This window comes from Curtobacterium sp. YC1 (assembly GCF_016267665.1).
Classification (GTDB): Bacteria; Actinomycetota; Actinomycetes; order Actinomycetales; family Microbacteriaceae; genus Curtobacterium.
This window is the reverse complement of the sequence record NZ_CP066341.1, coordinates 2186128-2209143: the sequence shown is the minus strand read 5'-3', so window position 1 is coordinate 2209143 and position 23016 is coordinate 2186128. Positions and strand designations below refer to the sequence as shown.

The following is a 23016-nucleotide window of genomic DNA, read 5'->3' as shown; positions in this document are numbered from 1 at the left end:
CGGTAGGCTCTCCACCCGTGCGCGTACTGATCCACAATAGCGATTCCCCCCACAACCGCGGGGACCGGGCGATCCTCGCCGGCAACATCGAGCTCGTCCGCCGGCGGTGGCCGGACGCCGAGATCGTGTCCCTGTCGCAGTACCCCGAGCGGGACGCCGCGTGGTTCGGGATCCGCTTCCTGCCCGTGTCGCCGTACAGCACCGGGATCGGCGACCTGTTCGCCCTGCTCCGTGCCGCGCGGGGCGCCGACGTGGTGCTTTGGGGCGGCGGCGAGATCCTCAAGGACTACACGAACAAGCTCGGCCTCGTGTACTGGTTCGGCAAGATGCTGCTCGTCCGCGCGGTCAACAAGAACCTCGTCGGGGCGTTCCAGGGCATCGGCCCGACCACCGCCGGGGTCAGCAAGCGCCTCATCCGCGCCACCGTCGACCTGTGCCGCTCCTTCGCGGTCCGTGACGACGAGTCCCGCGACAAGCTCCTGTCGTGGGGGGTCAGGACGCCGGTCGTGTCGTCCTTCGACCCCGCCGTCGTCGGGACGGTCACCGCGCCCGACGCCGACGTGCTCGAGCGGCTCGAGCGCACCACGGGCCTGACCGCCGAGCGGCTCGAGGGCTCGATCGGCTTCGGCGTCCGCCGCTGGTTCCACTACAAGCGCAGCGGCTGGATCCCGTTCCGGTTCTTGCCGAAGCGCTTCCGCCAGACGGGTGTCGACAGCGACAAGCTCGTGACGTACCGACAGGCCGTCGCCGACCTGGCCGACCGGGTCATCGACCGTTGGGACGCCGACGTGGTGTTCTACCCGATGCACATGGAGGCGTCCGAGGGCGACGCCGCGTTCGCCCGCGAGGTCATCGCCCTGATGCGGCACGCCGACCGCACCCACGTGGTCGAGGCCGACGAGTTCTCGCCCTCCGAGTACGCCGGGCTGATGTCCCGCAGCCGCCTGTTCCTGGCGAGCCGCCTGCACTCCGCGATCGTCGCGACCATCGCCGGGGTCCCCGCCGCAGTGCTCTACTACGTCGACAAGGGTCGGCTGTTCTTCGAGCAGATGGGCCAGCAGGCCTACTCGAAGCCGATCGAGGCGGCACTCGAGCCCACCTTCGTCGACGACGTCACGGCGCAGCTCGAGGCGCTCGACGCGGACCGCGACGCGGTCCGCGCGCAGCTGGCCGCTGGTGTCGCGACGATGGCGACGGCGCTCGACGCCGACTTCGCCGAGGCCGTGCGCGACGTGCGCTGACGTCGGAGACCGACACGGCGGGCGCGGACGCTCGCCCCTGACGGACGGGAGGCCCGTGGCGACGCCGCCACGGGCCTCCCGTCCGTTCGTGGTGACGCCCTGTGGGAGGCTCACGCCGTGACCGAAGGTCGGGCCCCCTCCATCGCCGGCGGCATCTCTGGACGGCGTCAGCTCGTCCGGGACGCGAAGCGCTTCAGGTACGTGATGTCGTTGCGGTAGACGTCCTGGTCGCCGGGGAGCGTGCCGCTGGCCGCCCACTGCCAGAAGGTCCACTTCGACCAGCTGCGTCCGAGGGTGCCGGGGGTGGTGAAGTTCTTCACCGGGTAGATCGCGACGAACAGCGGGTTCTTCGAGAACTGGTTGCTGTTGTTCGTGCAGCGCTTCCACCAGTCGGTCGTGGTGTAGATCGCGGGGTACCGCCCGGTCTTGGCGACGACGGTCCGGTTGAAGTCCTTGATCCAGCTGCGCATGGACGACCACGACTTGCCGTAGCAGGTGCCCTGGGCGGCGCTGCCGTACTCGATGTCGAGCAGCGGGGGCAGGGTCTTGCCGTCCTTGCTCCACTGGCCGCCGTGCTTGAAGAAGTAGTTCGCCGTCGCGGCGCCGCTGGCCTGGCTCGGCTGGGCGTAGACGTAGCCGCCGCGGTACAGGTTGCGCTGCTTCGCGGTGGCGTACTGCTGCTTGTACGTCGAGCTGACGTACGACGTGCCCTCGGTGGCCTTGACGTACACGAAGCGGGCGCCGTTGCGGTACGCCTGCAGGAAGTTGACGCTGGGCTGCCAAGCGCTGATGTCGAAGCCCTGCACGCGTCCGGGGGGCGGGCCACCGGCCCGTGCTGCGGAGGCGGCGCTGAAGGCCTGTGCGCTCGCGCCGCCGACGGCCAGGGCGTCGGGCGAGGCGGTGGTGACGTGCGAGGCGCCGGCGTGGGCGGCGATCCCGGCACCCATGGTGTGGTTGCCGGTTCGGTCCATCTCGGCGATGGAGAGCTGGTCGACACCGGACGGGGCCGCAGCGGGGTCCGTCGACTCGGGAGCGGGCGGCTCCGCGGCGGTCTCCGGTGCCGTGGTGCCCGGTGCGGTGGTGGCCGTCGTCGCCGGCTGGGTCGGGGACGACGGCGCCGGGGCCGACGGGGTCGGTGTCGCGGTGCCCGGGTCGGTCGCGGTCACGCCGACCGCCGGGCCGCTGCCGAAGGTGATCGCCCCGGCGACGACGGCAGCGGTGCCGAGTCCGAGGAGCCTGCTGATGGGTGCGCGCATGTGGTCTCGTCTTCCCTGTCGAGATGCCGTGGGGCCTGATCTCCCACGCCGCGGTCCGAGCATGCTAACCGGCAGAGACGCCGATGTCCGCCAGGCGCAGCATCAACGCCGGGTGCGCCGCCGCGTCTCCGTGCCCGGTGCGTCCTCGTCCCTGTCCGCCGCGGCCCGCGGGTCTGCGGCGCTCGTCGTGGCGACCGGGGCGTCGACCGTCTCGACCTCGGGCAGGCGGCCGCGCGAGGAGACCTCGCGGGTGGCGTGCTTCTGCCGGCGGTTCAGGAAGTTGCGTTCCACGAGCCACCAGAAGCCGACGCAGATCGCCAGGGTGACCGGGATCACGACGAACACCATCATCAGGAACTGGTACTTCGGGGTCAGCCCCATCGGCAGGAGCAGCAGGTTGCCGAGTCCGAGCAGGGGGCTGTGGAACAGGTAGATCGTGTACGAGACCAACCCCGCGAGCACGAAGGGCTTCCAGGCGAAGAACCGGGCGAGCCAGGTGTGCTGTCCGGTGACGGCGCGACGGCCCATCCACGTCAGCAGGACGCCCGCGAAGATCCCGAGCACGACCTCGGACGGCCAGGTCTGGTGCTGCCAGTAGTCGCGGTTGCGGAAGAACACCAGGAGCATGCCGATGAACAACGCGGCGACGAAGATGCCCCCCTGTCGGCGCGACCCGCCCAGCTTCGAGGCGTTCAGCGTGCCGGTCAGGTGCTCGTCGCGCGCCTTGACCGTGAGCTCGGCGGCGAGCATGCCCACCGCGAACAGGCCGACGAACCACGGGTGCATCCACGAGTACCGGCTCTCGGCGCCCATCCACATGCCGATGAGGACCAGCGACGACGCCGTCGCCCAGCCGCCGAAGACCTTCCACAGCGGCAGGATGACCAGCGGCATGAGGAAGTAGATCTGCCACTCGACGGCGACCGTCCACATCGGTCCGTTGATCTTGCCGATGTACTGCGGGAAGAAGTCGTGCACCAGGAACAGGTGGGTCAGGAACGTGCCCCAGCCCATCGGGAGCTTGGTGTCCCACTGGGTGCCGCCCGGCTGCGCCATGACCGGCACGAACAGGATGACCAGGGCGAAGACGATGAGCGACGCCCAGTACGGCGGCAGGATCCGTCGGGCACGGCGCCAGATGAACTTCCAGAAGCCACCGGGCAACCGGTAGCGGTCGAAGCGGGTGACGACGGGCAGCATGAGCACGTACCCGGACAGCACGATGAACAGCGGGACACCGAGGTAGCCCCACCCGACGATCGGACGGAGCCACGGCAGCTCGGCCGGGCCGGTGCCGCGCATCCCGGTGAACAGGTAGGCGTGGTAGAGCACGACCGCCAGGGCAGCGAGGCCGCGGAGCCCGTCGAGGTACGGGAACTCGATCCGGCCCCCGGCGCGGGGAGCGGCGGCCGTCGGTTCGGCTGCGGATTCGGCTGCGCGGGTTTCGGTGGCCAACGAACGTCCTCGAGGTGGTCGGAGCGGGGTCCCCGGCAGTCTCCCACACGCCGAGCGGGGGCACGCGATCCTCGTCGGTGCGGTCCGACACGCGAACGGATGTCATGATGAAGCACGTGACCGTGACGACGCCCGAAGCACCGCAGATCGCCCACGACGTCCCGCGACGGCACGCACGGGTGGTCCCGCGCGGGTACCGGCACGTCATCGCGCCGTTGATCCTCGCCGTGCTCGTGGTCGTCGGTGTCGCCCTGAGCGCCGCCGTGGCGTACCACAACCGCCTCGGCGTGACGAACGTCGACGGCATCTCGTACATGGGCATCGCCCGCGAGTACGCCAACGGCTGGCTGCCCGACGCGATCAACGCCTACTGGTCGCCGATGGTGTCGTGGATGATGGCGCCGTTCGTCGCGGCGGGCCTCGGCCTGCAGACGGCCTTCGCGATCGTGAACTGCTTCGCCGTGGCCGTGGTGCTCGGCATCGGCGGTTGGCTCGTCTGGTCGCAGAACCACCGCATCGTCCCCGCCGTGCTCTTCATGGTCACCGCGATCCCCGCGTTGATGAGCGCGGTCTCGGTGCAGACCCCGGACCTGCTGGTCGTCGCGTGGGTCGTCGGGTTCCTGTGGGCACTCCGCTGGGCCGACCAGGCGCTGCACGGCTCGAGGCGTGCCCGGCTCGTCTCCGGGGCGGTGCTCGGCGTCGTGGCCGCCCTCGGCTACTTCACCAAGCTCTTCCTGCTGCCGGTCGCCGTCGGCGCCGTGATCCTCTGGCTGCTGCTGCGCGTCTGGTCCGCCCGCCGCCGCGGTGAGCCCGTGCGGCACTGGTGGACGGCCCCGGTCGCGACGATCGTCGTGTTCGCCGTCGTCATCGCCCCGTGGGTCGGCGCCCTGACCGTCAAGTACGGCACGGTCACCCTCGGTTCGTCGCTGTCCGTGAACATCGGCTCGAAGTTCGACGACGGCGGGCGCGCCACGGACTGGCCGTTCCTGCCGGTGCCGCCGAACGACCACGCGTTCTCGCCGAACGAGGACTTCACCCCGTCGGTCTACAAGCAGGGCCCGATGGAGAACCCGGACCCCGAGGTCGTCCCGCCGCCCGCGGCGTCGACGACCGAGGACACCGCCCCGAGGGTCACGAAGGAGTCGGGCATCGCGGCCCGCGCCGGCTACTACCTGCACGAGCGCATGCTCGCCCTGCCGTACTACCTGCAGAAGATCAGCACGTTCGCGCCGTTCGCCGCGCCGATCGCCCTGCTCTTCGCGGCCGCACTCGTCATCGGCGTCGTGCGGTTCCGCCGCTACGCGTTCACCTGCATCGTCGCCGCGACCACCCTGGTGTACTTCGTCGGCTACGGCATGATCACGTCGTCGTCGAGCGGCGGTGGCAACGCCCGCTACTACTGGCCGCTCTTCTACCTGACGGCGATGATCGGCGCACTGATGCTGCCGGCGATCTGGCGGCTCGTGCGTCGCCGCGGTGTGGTGCGCACCGTGGTGGCCTGCCTGGCGATCGCGGTCGTGCCGGTGGCGTCGTACACGCAGAACTGGCTCGGTTCGCCGGCGCCGTTCTACCCCTCGGTGAACCGCACCGAGCCCCTGCGGGTGTTCGGCCCCACCGAGGTACCGGAGATCGTCCGGCTCGCCGACCAGATCCGGGCGAGCGGCGCGCTGCCCGAGGACGCCACGGTGATCGGCTCGAACTACCGGTCGCTGTCCTCGCTCGCGTTCCTGACGGACACCCGTGTGTACGGTCGCTCAGGTCAGGGCTACACGTACCACTCCGACGCGATGCGCAACCTGTTCATCGACCAGGGCGTGCAGTACTTCGTGCAGTTCGACCCCGCGAACGCGCCGGCACGCGACTACTCCGTCGCCGGCAAGCTCGTCGGCACGTACAACGCGACGATCGCCTGCAGCGCCGACCGGTCCACCGACCCGGAGGTCCCCTGCCGCGTCCAGATCGTCCGGCTCGCCCGGTAGCGGCGGGCGGTGACCGTGCCGCAGGGAGCGGCGCGGACCACCGTCTACCATGACCTGAGCCCGTCACCCGAGCAGGAGTCCCGTTTGTCCGACAGCGCCACCGACCGCCCCGCAGCCGAGGGGAAGCGTCCGTTCACCTGGCGACGGTTCCTGGGCAAGGCGATCCCGATCGTCTTCTACGTCCTGCTCGCCGTCTTCCTCGTGCTGTACGTGCGCAGCGTCGACTGGGGGCAGCTCGCCGGGCTCGACTGGCAGTGGTCGTGGGTCGTCGTCGCGACGCTGATCAGCCTGGGCTTCCGGTACTGGGGCGTCGGCATCTGGTTCTACCTGCTGCGCCGACTGGGTGCGACGGGGCTCAAGGGCAGCGGCGTGACCCTGACCTACGTGTACGCGAAGTCCTGGATGGGCCGCTACATCCCGGGGGCCGCCACCTGGATCATCGGCAAGGTGTACTTCGCCTCGAAGCACGGGGTCTCCAAGGCCCGGCTCGGCGTGAGCGGCCTGCTCGAAGGCGCCCTGCAGATCGCGGCGACGCTCGCCCTGGCCCTCGTGCTGCTGCTCATCGACCCGCGGACGCACGAGCTCGACCCGTGGCTCATCGTGCTCATGATCGCGGCGTTCGTCGGCTGCGTCGTGTGCCTGATCCCGCGCGTGTTCGTGTTCCTGATCGGCATCGCGCTGAAGATCCTGCGCCGCAAGCCGCTCGAGGCCGACGTCCGCCCGAACCTCGGCACGGTGCTCGGCGGCGCGGGCCTGTACGTCGCCGGTGCGGTGCTCTCCGGGACGGCGTATTACTTCATCACGCTGGCCGTGTACCCGTCGCTGGAGATCACCGACGCAGCCTTCGTGATCGGCGCCGCGAGCATGGCCTCGGCGATCAGCATGCTCGCCGTCTTCGCCCCCGGCGGGCTCGGCGTGCGCGAGGGCGTGCAGGCCCTGCTGCTCGCGATCGTGATGCCGGCGCCGATCGCCCTCGTGGTGGTCGTCGTCACCCGCGTCTGGAGCCTGGCGGTCGACGGCCTCTTCCTGCTCTGCGCCGCCGTCCCGACGTGGTTCCGGCGCAACCGCCCGACGGACGACCCCGCCGCGGTCGAGGGTGGCGTCCCCGCCGCCTGACCCGCCCTTCGTGAGCAGGAATGGTCGGGTCCGGATGCCGGACTCGACCATTCCTGCTCACGGTGGGGGCGCGTGACGCCCCCGCAGACGGACGGGAGGCCCGGTGCCAGCTGGCACCGGGCCTCCCGTCCGTCGTGCGGCCGGGCGGGTCAGGGGACGGGGACCGTCGCGGGGAGTCGCGCCGCGTGCCGGTCGGCGCGCGCGACCTGCACGACGGACACCACGAGGCCCACCGCGACCAGCGCCACGACGACCACGAGCACCGCGGGCGGCACGGGCCCGATCTCGGAGTACCGCAGCAGTCCGCGGCCGGTCACCGGGAAGACCGCGGCGTTCCAGAACCACGCCGACGCCACCGCGAACCCGTACACACCGACGGCCGGCAGCAGCACGGCCAGGGCGACGGCCGCCCAGCGCCGGGTACGGCCAGCAGGCACCAGGCGTCGCCACGCCATCGCACTGAGCACGATGAGGCAGACGATCGCCGGGAAGTAGTAGCGGCCCTGGGTCGCGGCGACCTCGGTGGTGGTGAGGTACGAGTGCGCGCTCGTGCGGTTCTGGATGCCGATGAGCAGGGCCGGGAACACCGCCAGGCACAGCGCGACACGCAGGTCGGGGCCGCGACGGAACGCCCAGCCGACGAGCACGACGAGCACGATCACCGTCAGGACGGCGGTGAGCAGGTCGCCCATGCTGACCTGCGCGCGACCGCCGAAGCTGCCCCAGAAGGTGCGGGCGAGCGTGCCCCAGCTGACGTCGAGGAAGTGCCCGAGGGTCGGTTCCTCGCCCGGCGGGAAGTCCTTGGGTGGGCGCATCGCCGTGTAACCGTTCGGCTGGACCCGGCCGTAGGCGACGACGTTGTGCAGCCACCACCAGGCGCCGATGCCGCCCGAGACCGCCATCGCGACGACGGTGCGGAGGATCCGCTGCCGCAGGGTCAGCAGACCCGCGCCGGCGAACAGCACGACGACCGCCACGAACGGCACCGCGGGCAGCCCGGTCCCCTTGATCCAGACCAGGGCCCCGAGCGTCACCGCGAGTGCGATGGTCGTCCGCCATCGGGTGTCGCCGGTGAGCAGCCGGGTCGCGAGCCAGACGACGACACCGGCGACCAGCAGCACCGGGGCGTCGTTCGAGAACGACGACCCGATCGACGCGAGCTCCGGCGTCGCGAAGACGGCGAGCCCACCGACCAGCGCGGCGCGCGGACTCCGGGTCACCCGACGCACCGACGCCCAGGCGAGCAGCGGCAGGGCGGTCACCGCGAGGACGTCGGCCAGGCGCAGTGCGACGACGGCGTGGTCCCAGCGCAGGTCGCCGTAGTCGACCGCGCGCAGGACGGCCGCACCGGCCAGGTACGCGGTCGGCGGGTGCTGGGTCATCTGGTTGACCGTCGCCGAGGGACCCGGAGCGTCCTGCAGCAGCGCGCTCACCGTCGACCACTCGTCGGACGGCTTCGTGGCCTGCTCGACCTTCGCGGCCTGCACGGCGTTCGTGACGAAGAGCTCGCCGGGATCTGCCCACGGATCGCCGAGGGCCAGATGGACGGCGGCGTCGACGTGCGCGGTCTCGTCCGGCGCCTCGAACGCCGGCACGATGAACGCCCACGCCACCAACCACAGGCCGAAGGTCGCCGTGATCACCGCGATCGCGACACGTTCCCAGCGGGCGGCGCGGAGCGGAGCGGGGGTGGTGGTCTCGTGGGCCGTCACGCCACCGATCCTAGGTCAGGCGTCGTGGCGGACCCGGGGCTGGCCGGACGTCGGTCGGCCGGACGCCGGGTCCTCGGCGGGGTCCGTCCGCGCGGCGGTCCGTTCCGGGTGGTACACCCACACCTTGTACAGCCAGAAGCGGAACACGGCACCGAGCACGAGGCCGACGATGTTCGCGACGTTGTCGGCGAGCACGGAGGTCAACCCCAGCGCGTAGTGCGACACCCCGAGGCAGGCGAGCGCGATGACCATGCCGCCGATCGACACGATGACGAACTCGATGCCCTCGCGCGTCGCGACCGACCGACGCTGCTCGCGGAAGGTCCAGTACCGGTTGCCCATCCAGTTGACGAAGATCGCCACCGCCGTCGAGACGACCTTCGCCCAGAACGGCCCCGAGTGGATCTGCTCGGGGTCGAGGACGGTGAGCCGCAGCAGGTTGAACACCGTGGTGTCCACGACGAAGCCCACGGCGCCGACGACGCCGAAGCGTGCCAGCTGGGCGATGAGGCGCCGCACGTGGCCTCCAGGATCCGTAGAGTTGGGAACGGCCGCGCACCACGCGACCGATCAGCCATTCTAGACAACGCGTCCGCACCGCCCGGTGTGAACGCCGGAAGGATCACACAGCATGACGTTGCGCGTCGGGGTCGTCGGTGGGGGACAGCTGGCACGGATGATGGTGCCGGCGGCGATCGAGCTGGGGATCGACATCCGGGTCCTCGCCGAGGGGCCGGACATGTCCGCCGCCATCGCCGCGACCGCCGAGGGCGACTACCACGACGCCGCCACGGTGCTCGAGTTCGCCCGCCAGGTCGACGTCGTGACCTTCGACCACGAGCACGTGCCGCAGGACGTCCTGCGCGCCCTGGTCGAGGCCGGGGTGGCGGTCCATCCCGGCCCCGACGCGCTCGCCGTCGCCCAGGACAAGCTGACGATGCGCTCGCGGCTCAGCGAGCTCGGCCTGCCGGTGCCGGACTGGGCCGCGGTGCACGACGCCGACGAACTCCGCGCGTTCCTGGACGACCACGGTGGCCGTGCCGTCGTGAAGACGCCCCGAGGCGGCTACGACGGCAAGGGGGTCCGGGTCGTCTCGGACGCCTCGGACGTCGACGACTGGTTCATCGCGGTGGCCGAGGCGGGCGGCGACCAGGCGCTCCTGGTCGAGGAACTCGTCCCCTTCACCCGCGAGCTCGCGCAGTCCGTGGCGCGTCGCCCCTCCGGGCAGGTCGTCGCCTGGCCGCTCGTCGAGACCGTGCAGCGTGACGGCGTGTGCGCCGAGGTCATCGCGCCGGCCCCGGCCAGCGCGGGCCGCATCGCCGACCTGGCCGAGTCGATCGCGGTCCGGATCGGCGAGGAGCTCGGCGTCACGGGGGTCCTGGCGGTCGAGCTGTTCCAGACCGACGACGAGCGCATCCTCATCAACGAGCTCGCGATGCGCCCGCACAACACCGGGCACTGGACCATCGACGGTGCGACCACGAGCCAGTTCGAGCAGCACCTGCGTGCCGTGCTCGACCTGCCCCTCGGTGCGACGGGCGCCTTCGCCCCGGCCGCGGTCATGGTCAACGTGCTCGGAGGGCCCGCGGACGGCGACCTCGCGGCCCGGTACCCCGCGGCGCTCGAGGCGTTCCCCGAGGCGAAGTACCACTTCTACGGCAAGTCGCCGCGACCCGGCCGCAAGATCGGCCACGTCACGGTGCTCGGCGAGGACGTCGACGACGTCGTCTACCGCGCCCGCGCCGCCGCCGCGCACTTCGACGACTGACCCCGCGCGCCCGACGCGACGGGTGACGGCCCGGTGCGCCGGTGCCGGTCCGGTCGAGTCGGACGGGAGGCCCGTGGAGACGCCGCCACGGGCCTCCCGTCCGCCACCGCGCCACCGGCGCCACCGGCGTCGCGTGTCCGCCGGACCGCCGACACCCCCTCGGGTGGCACCCGGTCGGGAGACTGGTCGCGGCGGCACAGCGCGTGTTCCCCTGGGACCTTCCGTGCCGATCGACCAGGGGAGCCCCCATGCGCCGCCGCCAGCGCCGTGCCGCCGTCTGTGCTGCCGTCGTCCTCGTCGCCTCCGTCGTCGGGCTGCTGCCCGCGACCGCGGCGACCGCTGCGGAGGCGGCGCCGTCGACCACGACGGCAACGACGGCGACGGGGATCCGGTCCGCGACGTCCGCCTCGCTGTACGGGGCGGGGCCGTACCGGTCGCCCACGAGCGAGGCGGCGAAGGCCCAGGCCGCACTCGCCGCCACCGACCCCGCGGGGGCGACCGCCGCGGGCACCATCGCCCGCTACCCGGTCGCGACCTGGCTCGGCGACTGGACGCAGGGCACGCAGCTCTCCAAGACCATCACCACCGCCCTGAGCGGCGCCGAGCAGGCCGGTACCACCCCGGTGTTCGTGCTCTACGCGATCCCGGACCGTGACTGCGGCGGCTACTCGGCGGGCGGGTTCGACGAACGCTCGTACGACGCCTGGGTCGACCAGGTGACCGCGGCACTCGCCGGGCACCGTGCGGCCGTGGTCGTCGAACCGGACTCGCTCGCGATGCTCAGCAACGCGAAGTGCAGCGACAGCCTCGACGAGCAGCGCTTCCGCATCCTGTCGCGCACCGTCTCCGGCCTGACCGCGGCGGGGGTGCCGTCGTACCTCGACGCCGGCAACTCGAACTGGGTGCAGCCCGCGGTCATGGCGCAGCGGCTCGACCGCGCGGGCGTCCGGCAGGCGCGCGGCTTCTTCACGAACGTGGCCAACTACTACCCGACCGCCCAGGAGCAGGCGTACGCGCAGAAGGTGTCCGCCGCGACCGGCGGCTCGCACTACGTCATCGACACCTCGCGGAACGGGCAGGGCTGGCGGGGCACCTGGTGCAACGGCCCCGGCGCCGGACTGGGCACGTCGCCCCGCGTGGTGTCGGACGGCACCGCGCTCGACGCGCTGCTCTGGGTGAAGACCCCCGGGGCGAGCGACGGCACCTGCGACGGCGCACCGGCTGCCGGCAAGTGGTGGTCCCCCTACGCCCGCGCGCTGGTCGCCAACGCGCAGCTCGGCGCCCCGGCCGTCGACGCGGCGCCCCGCGGCTTGCTCGAGGTCGTCGCCGGGACCGGCGGCGGCGTCCGGGTGTCCGGGTGGGCGTACGACGAGGACGACCCGACCCAGGCGGTGCGGGTGCGCGCCACGGTCGACGGACGGTCCGCGGGCAGCGCGCCCGCCGTGCTCGACCGGCCCGACGTGGACCGCGCGGCCGGGGTCGGCGCGACCCACGGATTCGACGCCGTGCTGGCAGCCTCGGCCGGACCCCGACGCGTGTGCGTCACCGCGGAGAACATCGGCGCCGGCTCGGACCGGCTGCTCGGGTGCGCGACCGTCCGCTCCTACCGGCACGATCCCTACGTGCGCCTCGACTCGGCGACGGCCACCACCGGTGGCATCCGCGTGCGCGGCTGGGCGTTCGACGGCGACGCCGCGGGATCGGCGAGCCGCGTGGCGGTGACGGTGGACGGCAAGCGGGTGACGACGGTGTCCGCCGACCGGAAGCGTGCCGACGTCGACGAGACCTGGGGGTCCGGTGCGACGCACGGCTTCGCGGCCACGGTGCGGGTGCGCGCCGGCGAGCACACCGTCTGCGCCGTCGCCCGGAACGCCGGGGCCGGGACGGACCGGAAGGCGAGTCCCTGCCGGACGGTGACGGTCGCTCGGCGCTGACGCACCGGGCCGGGCGGGCACGCCGCGGTGCGCCGGGCGGTGCGAGAGGATGGGCGCATGCCGCGTGATCTCCTCCGCCGTGCCGCCAGCCGCCTGCGCCGGACGGTCGCGGGCACCCCTCCGCAGCCGGCGCCCCTTCCCGTCCTCGGGTACGTCGTCGCCGGTGCCGGGGGAGCGCACCCCGCCTCGGCGCACGTCCGCGTCGTGCGCCGGACCGAGCACCTGGCAGCGAGCGGTGTGGCCGAGGCGCGTCAGGTCGACCCCGCGGCGTTCCTGGACGGCACCGACACGACCCCGTACGCGGCACTCCTGGTGCAGCGCGACATCCTGCCGCTCGACGCCGTGCAGCCGTTCCTCGACGCCGCTGCGGCCCGGGGGATCCGCGTGGTGGCCGAGGTCGACGACGACTTCTTCACCGAGTCGGGTCGCAGCAGACTGGCCCGCGCCGAGTACGACCCGGACCGGCTCGCCTCGATCGACGCGCTGGTGCGCGGCGCCGACACCGTGGTGGTGAGCACGCCCGAGCTCGCCGACGTCGTCCGACCGGTCGCGCGGGCCGTGACGATCGTGCCGAACGCCCTGGACCCCGCGCTCTGGACCGCCGGCGCCACCGAGGACGACGACGAGCGACCCCGTGACGAGCACCGCGTGCTGTACATGGGCACGCTCACCCACGCGGCGGACCTCGAGCTGCTGCACGACGTCTTCGTCGACCTCACCGCCGAGGACGGCACGCCGATCCGGCTCGAGGTGATCGGCGTCACCGAGGACGGCGAGTCCGACTGGTTCCGCCGCGTCGAGGTGCCGGACGGGCACTACCCGGCGTTCTCCCGGTGGCTCGTGGCACACCGCGAGCGCTGGAGCGCCGGGGTCGCCCCGCTGCGCGACGAGCCGTTCAACCACGCGAAGAGCGACCTGAAGTTCCTGGAGTACACCGCGCTCGGCCTGCCCGCCGTGGTCTCCGACCGCCCGTCGTACGCGGTGGCCCGGACGCACGGTGCGGTCGCGGTGCCCGACGACACCGACGCCTGGCGCACGGCCGTCCGGGCCGCCGTCGACCGGGGAGCGCCAGACGCACGAGCCGCGCGCTGGGTCGCAGAGGAACGCACCATCGGTCGGGACGGCGACGCCTGGCGCCGCGTGCTGCTCGGCTAGGCTCGTCCCGTGACCGACTCCGCCGCGCCCGCACAGCCGCTCGTCTCGATCATCATGGGGTCGGACTCCGACTGGCCGACGATGCGGGCCGCGGCGGACATCCTCGCCGAACTCGGCATCCCGTTCGAGGCCGACGTCGTGTCGGCGCACCGCACCCCCGACAAGATGACGCGGTTCGCCCGCGGAGCAGCCGACCGCGGCGTGCGCGTCGTGATCGCCGGTGCCGGTGGCGCGGCGCACCTGCCGGGCATGGTGGCCTCGATGACGACGTTGCCGGTGATCGGCGTCCCGGTGCAGCTCGCCCGCCTGGACGGGCTCGACTCGCTGCTGTCGATCGTGCAGATGCCGGCGGGGATCCCGGTGGCGACGATGGCGATCAACGGCGCCGCGAACGCCGGGCTGCTCGCCGCACGGATCATCGGGTCCTCCGAGCCCGCCGTCGCGGCGCGCCTCGTCGAGTACGCCGAGGGGCTCGAGCGCCTGGTCGACGAGAAGGCCGCGCGGCTGCGCGACTCGCTGTGAACCACGCACCGCGTCGCGGGCGGGCGATCCCGGGCGGGCTGCTGGTCGTCGTCGCCGTGGTCGCCGCCGTCGTGGTCGTCGCCGCGACCGTCGTCTGCGTCCTCGCCTTCCAGCAGGCGGGCCCGCTCGCGCCCCGGCTGCCGGGGCAGGGGAGTCCGACCGGCGGCTTCGTGTCCACGAAGTCCCAGTACGAGACGATGCTCGCGGCGCGTTCGCGCATCGTGGTCTCGGCGGTGACCGCAGCCGTCGCGGCGGTGGTCTCGATCGTCGCCGTCGTGCTCGGCGCCCGCCGGCGCGCCCGGCCCGACGGTCACGTCGTCCCGGGTGCCGACACACCGCGACACTCGGTCTGACCGGGGCTTCCTGCAGCCGGAGCGCCGGCCCGCAACCCCCGAGAAGTGGGGGTGCGAGGTCTTGTCAACCCCCGCGCGGGAATTGCGGACAGCAACTACCGTGAACGCCGGGCCACCGAGATCCGGTCGCCCGGCGCCCGACCCGACGGGCGCGAACCGTCACGTCAGGGAGTGACCGACCCCATGCAGAAACGTTCCACCAGGAGGGCAGCGCTCGCCGTCGTGCTCCTCGGAGCTGCACTCGTCGCCGGGCCGTTCGGGCAGGGAACCACCGCATCCGCCACCTCCGCACCACGGGGTGACGTCGGCGCGTTCAAGCAGACGTACCGCGAGCAGTTCAGCACCGCCGCGTCGGCCAAGGGCCAGTTCGCCAAGACCTACGCGAAGTCGTGGCAGCCGTACCCGGACGGCACCGGCGGCATGTACTACTCCGGCTCGCAGATCAGCTCGCACGACGGGTACATGGACGTGCGACTCGACGGCAAGCACGGCGCGGCCGGCACCTTCGGGACCCCGACCGGTGCCTGGGGCCACAAGGGCGGCAAGTTCATCGTCCGCGCCAAGGCGACCGGTGGTGCCGGCAACGGCGCCGCCTTCATGCTCTGGCCCTCGTCGGACCGATGGGCGGACGGTGAGATCGACTACCCCGAGGCGAACTTCGACCAGGAGCCGATGCTCCACCACCACTCGATGACCCCCGGCCGTGAAGCGAACGCGACGAGCATGGGCACCGGTGTCTCGTGGCGCCAGTGGCACACGTACTCGATCGAGTGGATCCCCGGCAAGTCGGTGCGGTACCGCGTGGACGGCCGGATCATCAAGACCGTGACCTGGGACGTGCCGAAGACGGCGCACCGCTACATGTTCCAGGTCGGCGACTGGGGCGCGACCGGCCACCTGTACATCGACTGGGTCAGCACCTACGCGTACCGGCCCTGACGCCGGCGCCGCCCGTCAGAGGTCGGCGTGCAGCTGCCAGGTCTCGGCGGCGGAGTCGGACCAGTCGTACATGCGGGCACGGTCCGGCCCCGCCACCGCCAGCTGGGAGGCCAGCAGCGGGTCGTTCACGACCTGGTACACCGCCTGGGCGATCCGTTCGGGGTAGGACTCGCGCGGGCCGCGAGCCACGGTGACCCCGGCGTCCGACGCCACCTCGGACACGGCGGGGTCGTCGGAGTGGATCACCGGGGTGCCGAAGCTCATCGCCTCGATCACCGGCAGGCCGAACCCCTCGGCCAGGCTCGGGAACACGAACACCGTCGCGCGGTCGTAGACCACCGCGAGGTCGGCGTCGTCGATGCGTCCGAGCACCTTCACCCGCTCGCGCGACAGACCGGCGCGTTCCGCGGTGCCGTACACGTCGACGTCGCCCCAGCCGTCGGGCCCCGAGATCACGAGCGGGATGTCGGCGGGGGCGTCCGGGTGGGCCATCGCCTCGATCAGGGACGACAGCGCCTTGCGGGGCTCGAGCGTGCCGACCGCGAGCACGTAGCGGTCCGGCAGACCGAGCCGCTCGGCGCGCAGGTCGGCGTCGACGGGCAGCCGGAGCCGTCCGCTCGGCGCGCCTCCGATCACGCGGATCCGGTCGTCGAAGCGGTGGATCTCGTTCAGCGCGCTCGCGACGGCGTGCGTCGGCACCACGACGGCGTCGGCGTGCTTCCACGCCCGCTTCACCATCGCCTTGTGGAAGTGCACACCGCGCGGCGTCAGCGTCTCCGGGTTGGTCCACGGCACCACGTCGTGCACGGTCACGACGGTCTGCCGACCGGGGTCCTGGAAGCGGTCGTGCTTGACGAGCGGCGCGAGCACGCTCGGCGCGTGCACCATGCCCTTCGCGATCCCGCCGACGATCCCGCCCTGCCATGCGAGCGACAGCTCACGACGGGGGAGCGGGAGCCGCTGCAGCTCGGCCAGTCCGGGCAGCAGGGTGCGCAGGCGAGCCATGTCCTCGGAGCCGACGGCGGAGACCACGCCGACGACGTCGCAGCCGTTCGGGGCCTGCTCGACCAGGTGGCGTGCCAGTTCCTCGGCGTACCGACCGATGCCACCCGGCACCGGTGCGACGATCTGGTCGACGACGACGTGGAGGGTGGTCATGGTGCTGGTCTCCTCGTCGTGGTGATGGGGCCGAGGGCCGGCCCGGCGCCCGGCTGCCCGACCCTAGCAGGGCGATCGGGGCGCCCCCTGGGCGGACCGGGAGGCGCGGGTCGCCAGGCGCGGGCCGGGAGGCGCGGGTCGGGTTCCCGACGTCGGTGACCCGACCCGCGCCTCCAGGCCGACTGCGGTGGCTACGCGGTCAGCGCACCCGCGGCGACGGCGGCGTGCAGCGCGTCGCGCCAGTCACGCATCGGCGCGAGGCCGGCGCGCGACCAGCCGTCGTGGCCGAGCACGCTGTAGGCCGGACGCGGCGCCGGGCGGACGAAGGCGGCGCTGTCGGTGGGCAGCACGCGCTCCGGGTCGAGCCCGAGTTCGCGGTAGATCGCCTGCGTGAAGTCGAACCAGGAACCCTGGCCGGCGTTCGTGCCGTGGTAGGTGCCGGCGGGGGCATCCCCGTCGACGAGCTCGACGATCCGGGCGGCGAGGTCGCCGGTCCAGGTCGGCTGCCCGACCTGGTCGGTGACGACGCTGACGGTGTCGTGCGACCCGGCCAGGCGGAGCATCGTCGCGGCGAAGTTCGGCCCGTGCGCGCCGTAGATCCACGCGGTGCGGACGACGTACGAGGTGTCCGGGGCGATCGCACGGACGAACGCCTCGCCGGCGGCCTTGGTGCGGCCGTAGGCGTTGATCGGGTCGGTCGGGGCGTCCTCCGCGTACGGGGCGGTGCCGTTGCCGTCGAACACGTAGTCCGTCGACACGGTCACGAGCTTCGCCCCGTGGCGGACCGCGGCCTCGGCCAGGAGTTTCGGCCCGGTCGCGTTGACCGCGTAGGCGTCGTCCTCGTGGTCCTCGGCGTCGTCGACCTTCGTGTACGCGGCCGAGTTGATGACGACGTCGTGCCCGGCGACGGCGGCGTCCACAGCGGCCGGGTCGGTGATGTCGAGGTCGGCACGCGACAGCGCGGTGACGTCGCGGCCGGCCAGCGCGGCCTGCAGGTCACGGCCGAGCATGCCGGCGGCGCCGGTGATGAGGTACCTGGTCACGGTGTGCGCGCTCAGCTCAAGGCCGCACGCTGCTTGAGCGGCTCCCACCAGGAACGGTTGTCGCGGTACCACTGCACGACGTCGGCCAGGCCCTGCTCGAACGGCACGAGCGGCTCGTAGCCGAGCTCCGCCTGGATCTTCGAGATGTCGACCGAGTAGCGCAGGTCGTGGCCGAGGCGGTCGGCGACGCGGTCGACGTACGACCAGTCCTTGCCGGTGGCGTCGAGCAGCAGCTGCGTGAGCTCCTTGTTGGTCAGCTCGGTGCCGCCGCCGATGTTGTAGATCTCGCCGGCGCGGCCACGGGTCAGGACCATCGCGATGCCGCGGGTGTGGTCGTCGACGTGCAGCCAGTCACGGATGTTGTTGCCCTCGCCGTACAGCGGTACGTGCACGTCGTCGATCAGGTTCGTGACGAACAGCGGGATGACCTTCTCGGGGAAGTGGTACGGCCCGTAGTTGTTCGAGCAGCGGGTGATCGACAGGTTCAGCCCGTGCGTGCGGTGGTAGCTGCGCGCGAGCAGGTCGCTGCCGGCCTTCGACGCCGAGTACGGCGAGTTCGGCTCGAGCGGTCGCTCCTCGTCCCACGAGCCCTCGCTGATGGAGCCGTAGACCTCGTCGGTGGAGACGTGCACGAAGCGCTCGGTGCCGTGGCGCAGGGCCGCGTCGAGCAGGCGCTGGGTGCCGACGACGTTGGTCTCGACGAAGATGCCGGAGTCGCGGACCGAGCGGTCGACGTGGGACTCGGCGGCGAAGTGCACGATCGCGTCGACCGTCGGGACGACCTCGTCGAGCTTGGCGGCGTCGCGGATGTCGCCGTGCACGAAGGAGTAGCGCGGCGAATCCGCGACCGGAGCGAGGTTCGCCTCGTTGCCCGAGTAGGTCAGCGCGTCGTAGACGACGACCTCGGCGCCCTCGAGGCCGGGGTACGCGTCCTCCAGGGTGCGGCGGACGAAGTTCGAGCCGATGAAGCCGGCCCCTCCGGTGACGAGGATCTTCACGAGTTCTCTTTCCTGACGGTCGGTTCGTGGGTCGGCGGCGATTCTAGCGGGACCCCGGTGTCGTCGGGGCCGGGGCGCGCGCTCCTGTGGAGGGCGGCGGTGGCGTCGGTGTCGGCGGCGGTCGGGGGCGCGGTCGCGGTACCGGTCCCGGGGTCGGCGTCGTGGGCGGTCGCGGTCGCGGTCGCAGTGGCGGTCGCCGTCGCGGGCGCGGTCGCAGTGGGGGTCGCCGTCGCGGTCGTCGTGGCGCGCCAGACCAGCACCACCGTCGCGACGGCCGTGACGGCGAACAGCGCCACGGCGGCCAGGATCGGACGCGGACCGGCCACCGCGGCACCCGCCATCGCGGACAGGCCTCCGGGGGTCACCCGGAACTGGGCGTTCTCCCACCCGCCGCGGTACGTCAGACCGAGGCCGTACGCACCGATCACGAGTGCACCGATCGTGGCGAATCGCGCGAGTCGGCGGCGCAGCTCCGGACGGACCACGAGCGCTCGCCAGGCGACGGCCTGAGCCAGCACGAGGGCGACGACCGCCACGAACAGGAACCGGCCCTGCAGCCCGTTCCCCTGGTGCGTGCCGAGGTAGTTCCGCCAGTTGTACGCGAGCGTGGCGACCAGCACGAGCGCCGGCCAGACGAGCGTGACCACCATCACGCGCCGCCCCGGTGCACGGCGGGCGGAGGACCACGCGACCACGGCGAGCCCGACCACGGCGAGCGTGTCGATCACCGTCGGCGGGAGCGGCCACTGGTTGGCGCCGAGCGCGCCGAAGAACGACGCCGTCAGGCCGTCCCACTGCCGGCCGGCGAACGCACCGGGGTTCGCGCCGCCCTCCGGGTACGGCTGCACCGTCGTGACCGCGCGCAGGGCGTCCGGCAGGAGCGTCCCGCTGGCCAGCAGCGTGCGGACCCACCACCAGCCGGTCGCCGCAGCGGCCGCGACGACGACGACGCCCGCGTGCAGGGCCCGTCCCGTCCAGGGTCGACCGGGGGCCAGGGCCAGCACGAGCACGGCGAACGGCACCGCGAGCAGGCCGACGGCGTTCAGCGCGCACATCCCGGTCACCGCGACGGCGATGCCCGCGGTGGTCCACCAGGACCGGTCGCCGGTGAGCACGCGGGTGCTCAGCCAGACCAGGACCGCGCCGAGCAGGACGACCGGCGACCACACGGTCACGCCCGAGGTCACCTGTGCCAGCTGCGGCACCGCGAACAGGAGCAGCGGGGCGACGAGTGCCGTCCGCGGCGACCGGGTCACCCGTCGGACGGTTGCCCACACGAGCACCGGCAGGGCCGTCACGACGACGACGTCCGCGATGCGGAGCACCAGCACCGAGGTCGCCCAGTCGTGCGTGCCGAACCGGACGAGGCGCAGGATGCCCGCAGCGACCAGCCAGTACGTCGGCGGGTTCTGGGACATCGGGTCGACGGCGGGGGAGTCACCGGGCACCGCGGCGAGGAGCGCGTCGACCGTCGGACGGTCCACGCTCGGCACGGGGTGCTCGACGATCTGCCGGACCGCGGCGAGGTAGTGCATCTCGCCGGCCTGGGGCCAGCCGAGACCGAGGGCGAGCCGGAACGCCGCGTCGACGTGGGCCGGCTCGTCGGGGGCGCCGAAGGCCGGGGTGACCAGGGCGAAGGTGAGCAGGAAGGCGAACCAGGCGAGGGTCACGGTGCCGAGCAGGACCCACTCGGAGCGCGGCACCGCGAGGCGGCGGGCCGCGGGGCGGCGGGCTGCGGGGCGGCCGGCGGCGGGACGGCGGCTCATGCCTCCACCCCCGGTCGGGGCGCGGCGGCCGGTGGCTGGGACTCGTCGACCGTCGGTCGGGCCGCGGTGAACTCGGGACGCCGCATGAACCGCACGAGCAGGACCGCGGTGCCGACGAGCGCCACGGCCGCGACGGACGCCAGGGTGAACGCACCCCCTGCCGCCAGCGCTCCGGTCTGGTCGAACTGCTGCACGACGGCGTCGTCGATCCAGAACGCGGCGTCCTGTCCGAACGCCCGCAGCGCGTAGACGACCCCGTAGAGCCCCATCGCCGTCGCCGCGACCGACATGCCCACGGCCAACCGGGTCGTGCCGGCGGCGGTCACCGTCACCCGTCGCCAGGCCAGGGCGCTCAACGCGATGAGGACGAGCAGGGTCGGGTAGTAGTAGCGACCCTGGGTACCCGCGACGATCGTGTTCTTCATGTACCCGCTCCAGCCGCTCTGCATGTGCAGGGCGATCAGGATGACCGGGAACGACGCGAGCACGATCGCGGGGCGCAGGGACGGTCCGCGGCGGAACGCCCACACGATGATCCCGAGCAGGCACACCACGGTGAGCCCGTCGATGAGCACCTGTGCGATCTGGAACTGCGTCAGCCCACCGACGCTGCCCCAGAACGTCCGGCTGACGCCGTTCCAGTAGTCGCGGAGGAAGACCTCGGGGTTCGCAGCCGTGTCGGCCGGGAACGGCTTCGGGGGACGGGCGTACTTCGCCAGGCCGTCCGGCTGGATGTCGTGGTACACGATCAGGTTGCGCAGCCACCACCACCCGCCGACGACCGCGGCGATCGCCAGGGTCCACAGGGCGCGGAGCGCGTTCCGCAGGGCGGTGGCGCGGGTCAACCCGGCGGCCAGCACGGCGATGCCGACGAAGGGCACGGCAGGCAGGGCGGTGCCCTTCACCAGGAGCATCGCGCCGAGCAGCAGTCCGATCCAGATCGTGGTGCGCACGCGGCGGTCACCGGTGAGCAGCCGGACGACCAGGTACACCAGGGTGCCGGCGAGCGGCAGCATCAGGGCGTCGTTCGTGACCGAGGCACCGATGGCGGCGACCTCGGGGATCCCGATGATCGCCGCGCCGCCGACCAGGGCGGCCCGCGGGGACCCGGTCAGTCGTCGCACGGTCGCCCACGCCAGGAACGGCATCGGCAGCACGAGCAGGGCGTCGAAGAGTCGGAGCACCAGGACGCCGAGGTCCCACCGCAGGTCCTCGAAGTGCACCAGGTGCAGCACCCCGGCCGCGATGGCGTAGTACGTCGGCGGGTGCTGCGACATCTGGTCGATGCTCGTCGCCGTGAGCCCGGGGAACTGCTCGAGGAGCGCGCCCCACGTCTGGTGGCGGGACGCGGGCTCGGCGAGGTTCGCGTCGAGCGAGGCCTGCGTCGCGGCGAGGTAGTGCATCTCGCCGGGCGCGGCCCACTCGTTGCCGATCGCCAGGTGCAGCACGGCGTCGACGTGGGTCGGCTCGTCCGGCGCCTTGTAGGTCGTGGTGACCACGGCCCACACGGCCAGCACGGCGGCGAACGCGATCGTCAGCGCGATCACGACGGAACGCTCCGCGCGTCCGACCCGGGGGTGGACGGCGGAGCGCGACACGGCCGGGGCCGTGTCAGTCGCCATACCGCTGCAGTTTCTGCAGGTCGAGCTGCTCCTCGGCCAGCGTGCGGTTCAGACGGGTCAGGTCGGCCACGACCCCGATGACGATCGAGAGCACCGCCGTGATGAGCAGGACCACCCCGAGGATGATCGACTGCAGGTGGTTGCCGCCGGTGTCCATGGCGAGCAGCACCAGGTAGCGCACCAGCGGCCAGAGCCCGAGCGCGCCGAGCACCGCGGCGACCCAGAGGAACAGCGCCATCGGGCGGTACATCAGGTAGACGCGGGCGATGGCCGACCCGGACTCGAACATGTGCTGGAAGATGTTGTTGAACAGCCGCGACTCGCGGGTCTTCGGGTTCGTCGTGATCGGCACCGAGGCGATGGCCAGGCGCTTGTAGCCGGCCTGCACGATGGTCTCCATGCAGTAGCTGAAGCGCGTCACGATGTTCAGCCGGATGAGCGAGTACTTCGAGTACGCGCGGAAACCACTCGCGGCGTCCGGCAGGTCGAGCCCGGCCGCACGGCTGGCGACCCACGAGCCGAAGCGCTGCATGAGCTTCTTGAAGCCGGAGAAGTGCTCGATCGTCCGGGTCTGCCGGTCGCCGATGACGATCTCGGCTTCCTTGCGCAGGATCGGCTGGACCAGCTCGGCGATCTGCGCCTGCGGGTACTGGTTGTCGCCGTCGGTGTTCACGACGATGTCGGCACCGTGCAGCAGGGCGTAGTCGACGCCGTCGCGGAACGAGCGGGCGAGCCCCATGTTCGTGCTGTGGTGCACGAAGTGCTTGACGCCGTGCTCCTTGGCGACCTCGACGGTGCGGTCGGTGCTGCCGTCGTTGATCACCAGGATCTCGATCTCGTCGATGCCGTCGATCTCCCGCGGGATGGAGTCGATGACGCTGGCGAGGGTGTTCTCCTCGTTGAGGCAGGGGATCTGGACGAATAGCTTCACGGGCTCGCTTGGTCTCTCGGTTCAGGAGTCGGCTGTGCGCAGAACCATGACAGCCTATGCGAACTCGT

General features: G+C 72.3%; 19 protein-coding genes. 9 read left to right on the top strand and 10 right to left on the bottom strand.

Going from position 1 to position 23016, the window contains the following annotated elements:
• Positions 1-17: 17 nt before the first annotated feature.
• Positions 18-1241 carry a polysaccharide pyruvyl transferase family protein gene (locus I8920_RS10310; protein WP_198656273.1) on the top strand — a complete coding sequence of 408 codons (1224 nt, stop codon included), beginning with the start codon at positions 18-20 and terminating at the stop codon, positions 1239-1241.
• A 167-nt stretch (positions 1242-1408) separates the two neighbouring features.
• Here the strand turns inward: I8920_RS10310 and I8920_RS10305 are convergent, their stop codons facing one another.
• Together I8920_RS10305 and I8920_RS10300 are read right to left on the bottom strand one after the other, a co-directional pair.
• Complete coding sequence (locus I8920_RS10305) at positions 1409-2497, bottom strand: GH25 family lysozyme (RefSeq protein ID WP_198656272.1); 1089 nt, start codon at positions 2495-2497, stop codon at positions 1409-1411.
• 102 nt (positions 2498-2599) lie between these two features.
• Positions 2600-3952 carry an acyltransferase family protein gene (locus I8920_RS10300; RefSeq protein WP_198656271.1) on the bottom strand — a complete coding sequence of 451 codons (1353 nt, stop codon included), beginning with the start codon at positions 3950-3952 and terminating at the stop codon, positions 2600-2602.
• A gap of 107 nt (positions 3953-4059) precedes the next feature.
• Between I8920_RS10300 and I8920_RS10295 the strand changes: the two genes are divergently transcribed.
• The gene (locus I8920_RS10295) at positions 4060-5931 is read left to right on the top strand and encodes an ArnT family glycosyltransferase (RefSeq protein WP_198656270.1); all 1872 of its coding nucleotides are present in this window, start codon (positions 4060-4062) and stop codon (positions 5929-5931) included.
• A 9-nt stretch (positions 5932-5940) separates the two neighbouring features.
• Positions 5941-7047, top strand: coding sequence for a lysylphosphatidylglycerol synthase domain-containing protein (locus I8920_RS10290; protein ID WP_198656269.1), 1107 nt, complete (start codon positions 5941-5943; stop codon positions 7045-7047).
• Positions 7048-7196: 149 nt separating this feature from the next.
• Here I8920_RS10290 and I8920_RS10285 read toward each other — a convergent pair whose 3' ends face one another.
• On the bottom strand, positions 7197-8759 hold the full coding sequence (locus I8920_RS10285; protein WP_198656268.1) for a DUF2142 domain-containing protein: 1563 nt from the start codon (positions 8757-8759) through the stop codon (positions 7197-7199).
• A 15-nt stretch (positions 8760-8774) separates the two neighbouring features.
• Positions 8775-9278 carry a GtrA family protein gene (locus I8920_RS10280; protein ID WP_198656267.1) on the bottom strand — a complete coding sequence of 168 codons (504 nt, stop codon included), beginning with the start codon at positions 9276-9278 and terminating at the stop codon, positions 8775-8777.
• A 112-nt stretch (positions 9279-9390) separates the two neighbouring features.
• On the opposite strand from I8920_RS10280, the gene I8920_RS10275 reads away from it, so the two are divergent.
• The 6 genes from I8920_RS10275 (at position 9391) to I8920_RS10250 (ending at position 15430) form a co-directional block, all read left to right on the top strand.
• A complete protein-coding gene (locus I8920_RS10275) occupies positions 9391-10527 on the top strand; it encodes a 5-(carboxyamino)imidazole ribonucleotide synthase (protein WP_198656266.1) in 1137 nt (378 codons plus the stop codon).
• Between the two features lie 248 nt (positions 10528-10775).
• Positions 10776-12461: a glycoside hydrolase family 6 protein gene (locus tag I8920_RS10270; RefSeq protein WP_198656265.1), complete on the top strand. Its 1686-nt coding sequence runs from the start codon at positions 10776-10778 to the stop codon at positions 12459-12461.
• Positions 12462-12518: 57 nt separating this feature from the next.
• The gene (locus I8920_RS10265; RefSeq protein WP_198656264.1) at positions 12519-13616 is read left to right on the top strand and encodes a glycosyltransferase; all 1098 of its coding nucleotides are present in this window, start codon (positions 12519-12521) and stop codon (positions 13614-13616) included.
• Positions 13617-13670: 54 nt separating this feature from the next.
• Positions 13671-14138: a 5-(carboxyamino)imidazole ribonucleotide mutase gene (gene purE, locus I8920_RS10260; protein WP_198658713.1), complete on the top strand. Its 468-nt coding sequence runs from the start codon at positions 13671-13673 to the stop codon at positions 14136-14138.
• Complete coding sequence (locus I8920_RS10255) at positions 14135-14491, top strand: hypothetical protein (RefSeq protein WP_198656263.1); 357 nt, start codon at positions 14135-14137, stop codon at positions 14489-14491. The genes purE and I8920_RS10255 overlap by 4 nt, the downstream gene beginning before the upstream one ends.
• 183 nt (positions 14492-14674) lie before the next feature.
• Positions 14675-15430, top strand: a complete 756-nt coding sequence (locus I8920_RS10250; protein ID WP_225558296.1) for a glycoside hydrolase family 16 protein — start codon at positions 14675-14677, stop codon at positions 15428-15430.
• 15 nt (positions 15431-15445) lie between these two features.
• Here the strand turns inward: I8920_RS10250 and I8920_RS10245 are convergent, their stop codons facing one another.
• From I8920_RS10245 to I8920_RS10220, 6 genes are all read right to left on the bottom strand, one after another.
• Positions 15446-16588, bottom strand: coding sequence for a glycosyltransferase family 4 protein (locus I8920_RS10245; protein ID WP_198656261.1), 1143 nt, complete (start codon positions 16586-16588; stop codon positions 15446-15448).
• Between the two features lie 191 nt (positions 16589-16779).
• Positions 16780-17631, bottom strand: a complete 852-nt coding sequence (rfbD, locus tag I8920_RS10240; RefSeq protein WP_198656260.1) for a dTDP-4-dehydrorhamnose reductase — start codon at positions 17629-17631, stop codon at positions 16780-16782.
• Between the two features lie 11 nt (positions 17632-17642).
• Positions 17643-18629, bottom strand: coding sequence for a dTDP-glucose 4,6-dehydratase (gene rfbB / locus I8920_RS10235; protein WP_198656259.1), 987 nt, complete (start codon positions 18627-18629; stop codon positions 17643-17645).
• Positions 18626-20395, bottom strand: a complete 1770-nt coding sequence (locus tag I8920_RS10230; RefSeq protein WP_198656258.1) for a glycosyltransferase family 39 protein — start codon at positions 20393-20395, stop codon at positions 18626-18628. The genes rfbB and I8920_RS10230 overlap by 4 nt, the downstream gene beginning before the upstream one ends.
• Entirely contained in the window at positions 20392-22017 is a 1626-nt protein-coding gene (locus I8920_RS10225) for a glycosyltransferase family 39 protein (protein ID WP_198656257.1), read from the bottom strand. The genes I8920_RS10230 and I8920_RS10225 overlap by 4 nt, the downstream gene beginning before the upstream one ends.
• The gene (locus I8920_RS10220; RefSeq protein WP_198656256.1) at positions 22007-22948 is read right to left on the bottom strand and encodes a glycosyltransferase family 2 protein; all 942 of its coding nucleotides are present in this window, start codon (positions 22946-22948) and stop codon (positions 22007-22009) included. Before I8920_RS10220 ends, I8920_RS10225 begins: the two co-directional genes overlap by 11 nt.
• Positions 22949-23016: the final 68 nt, after the last annotated feature.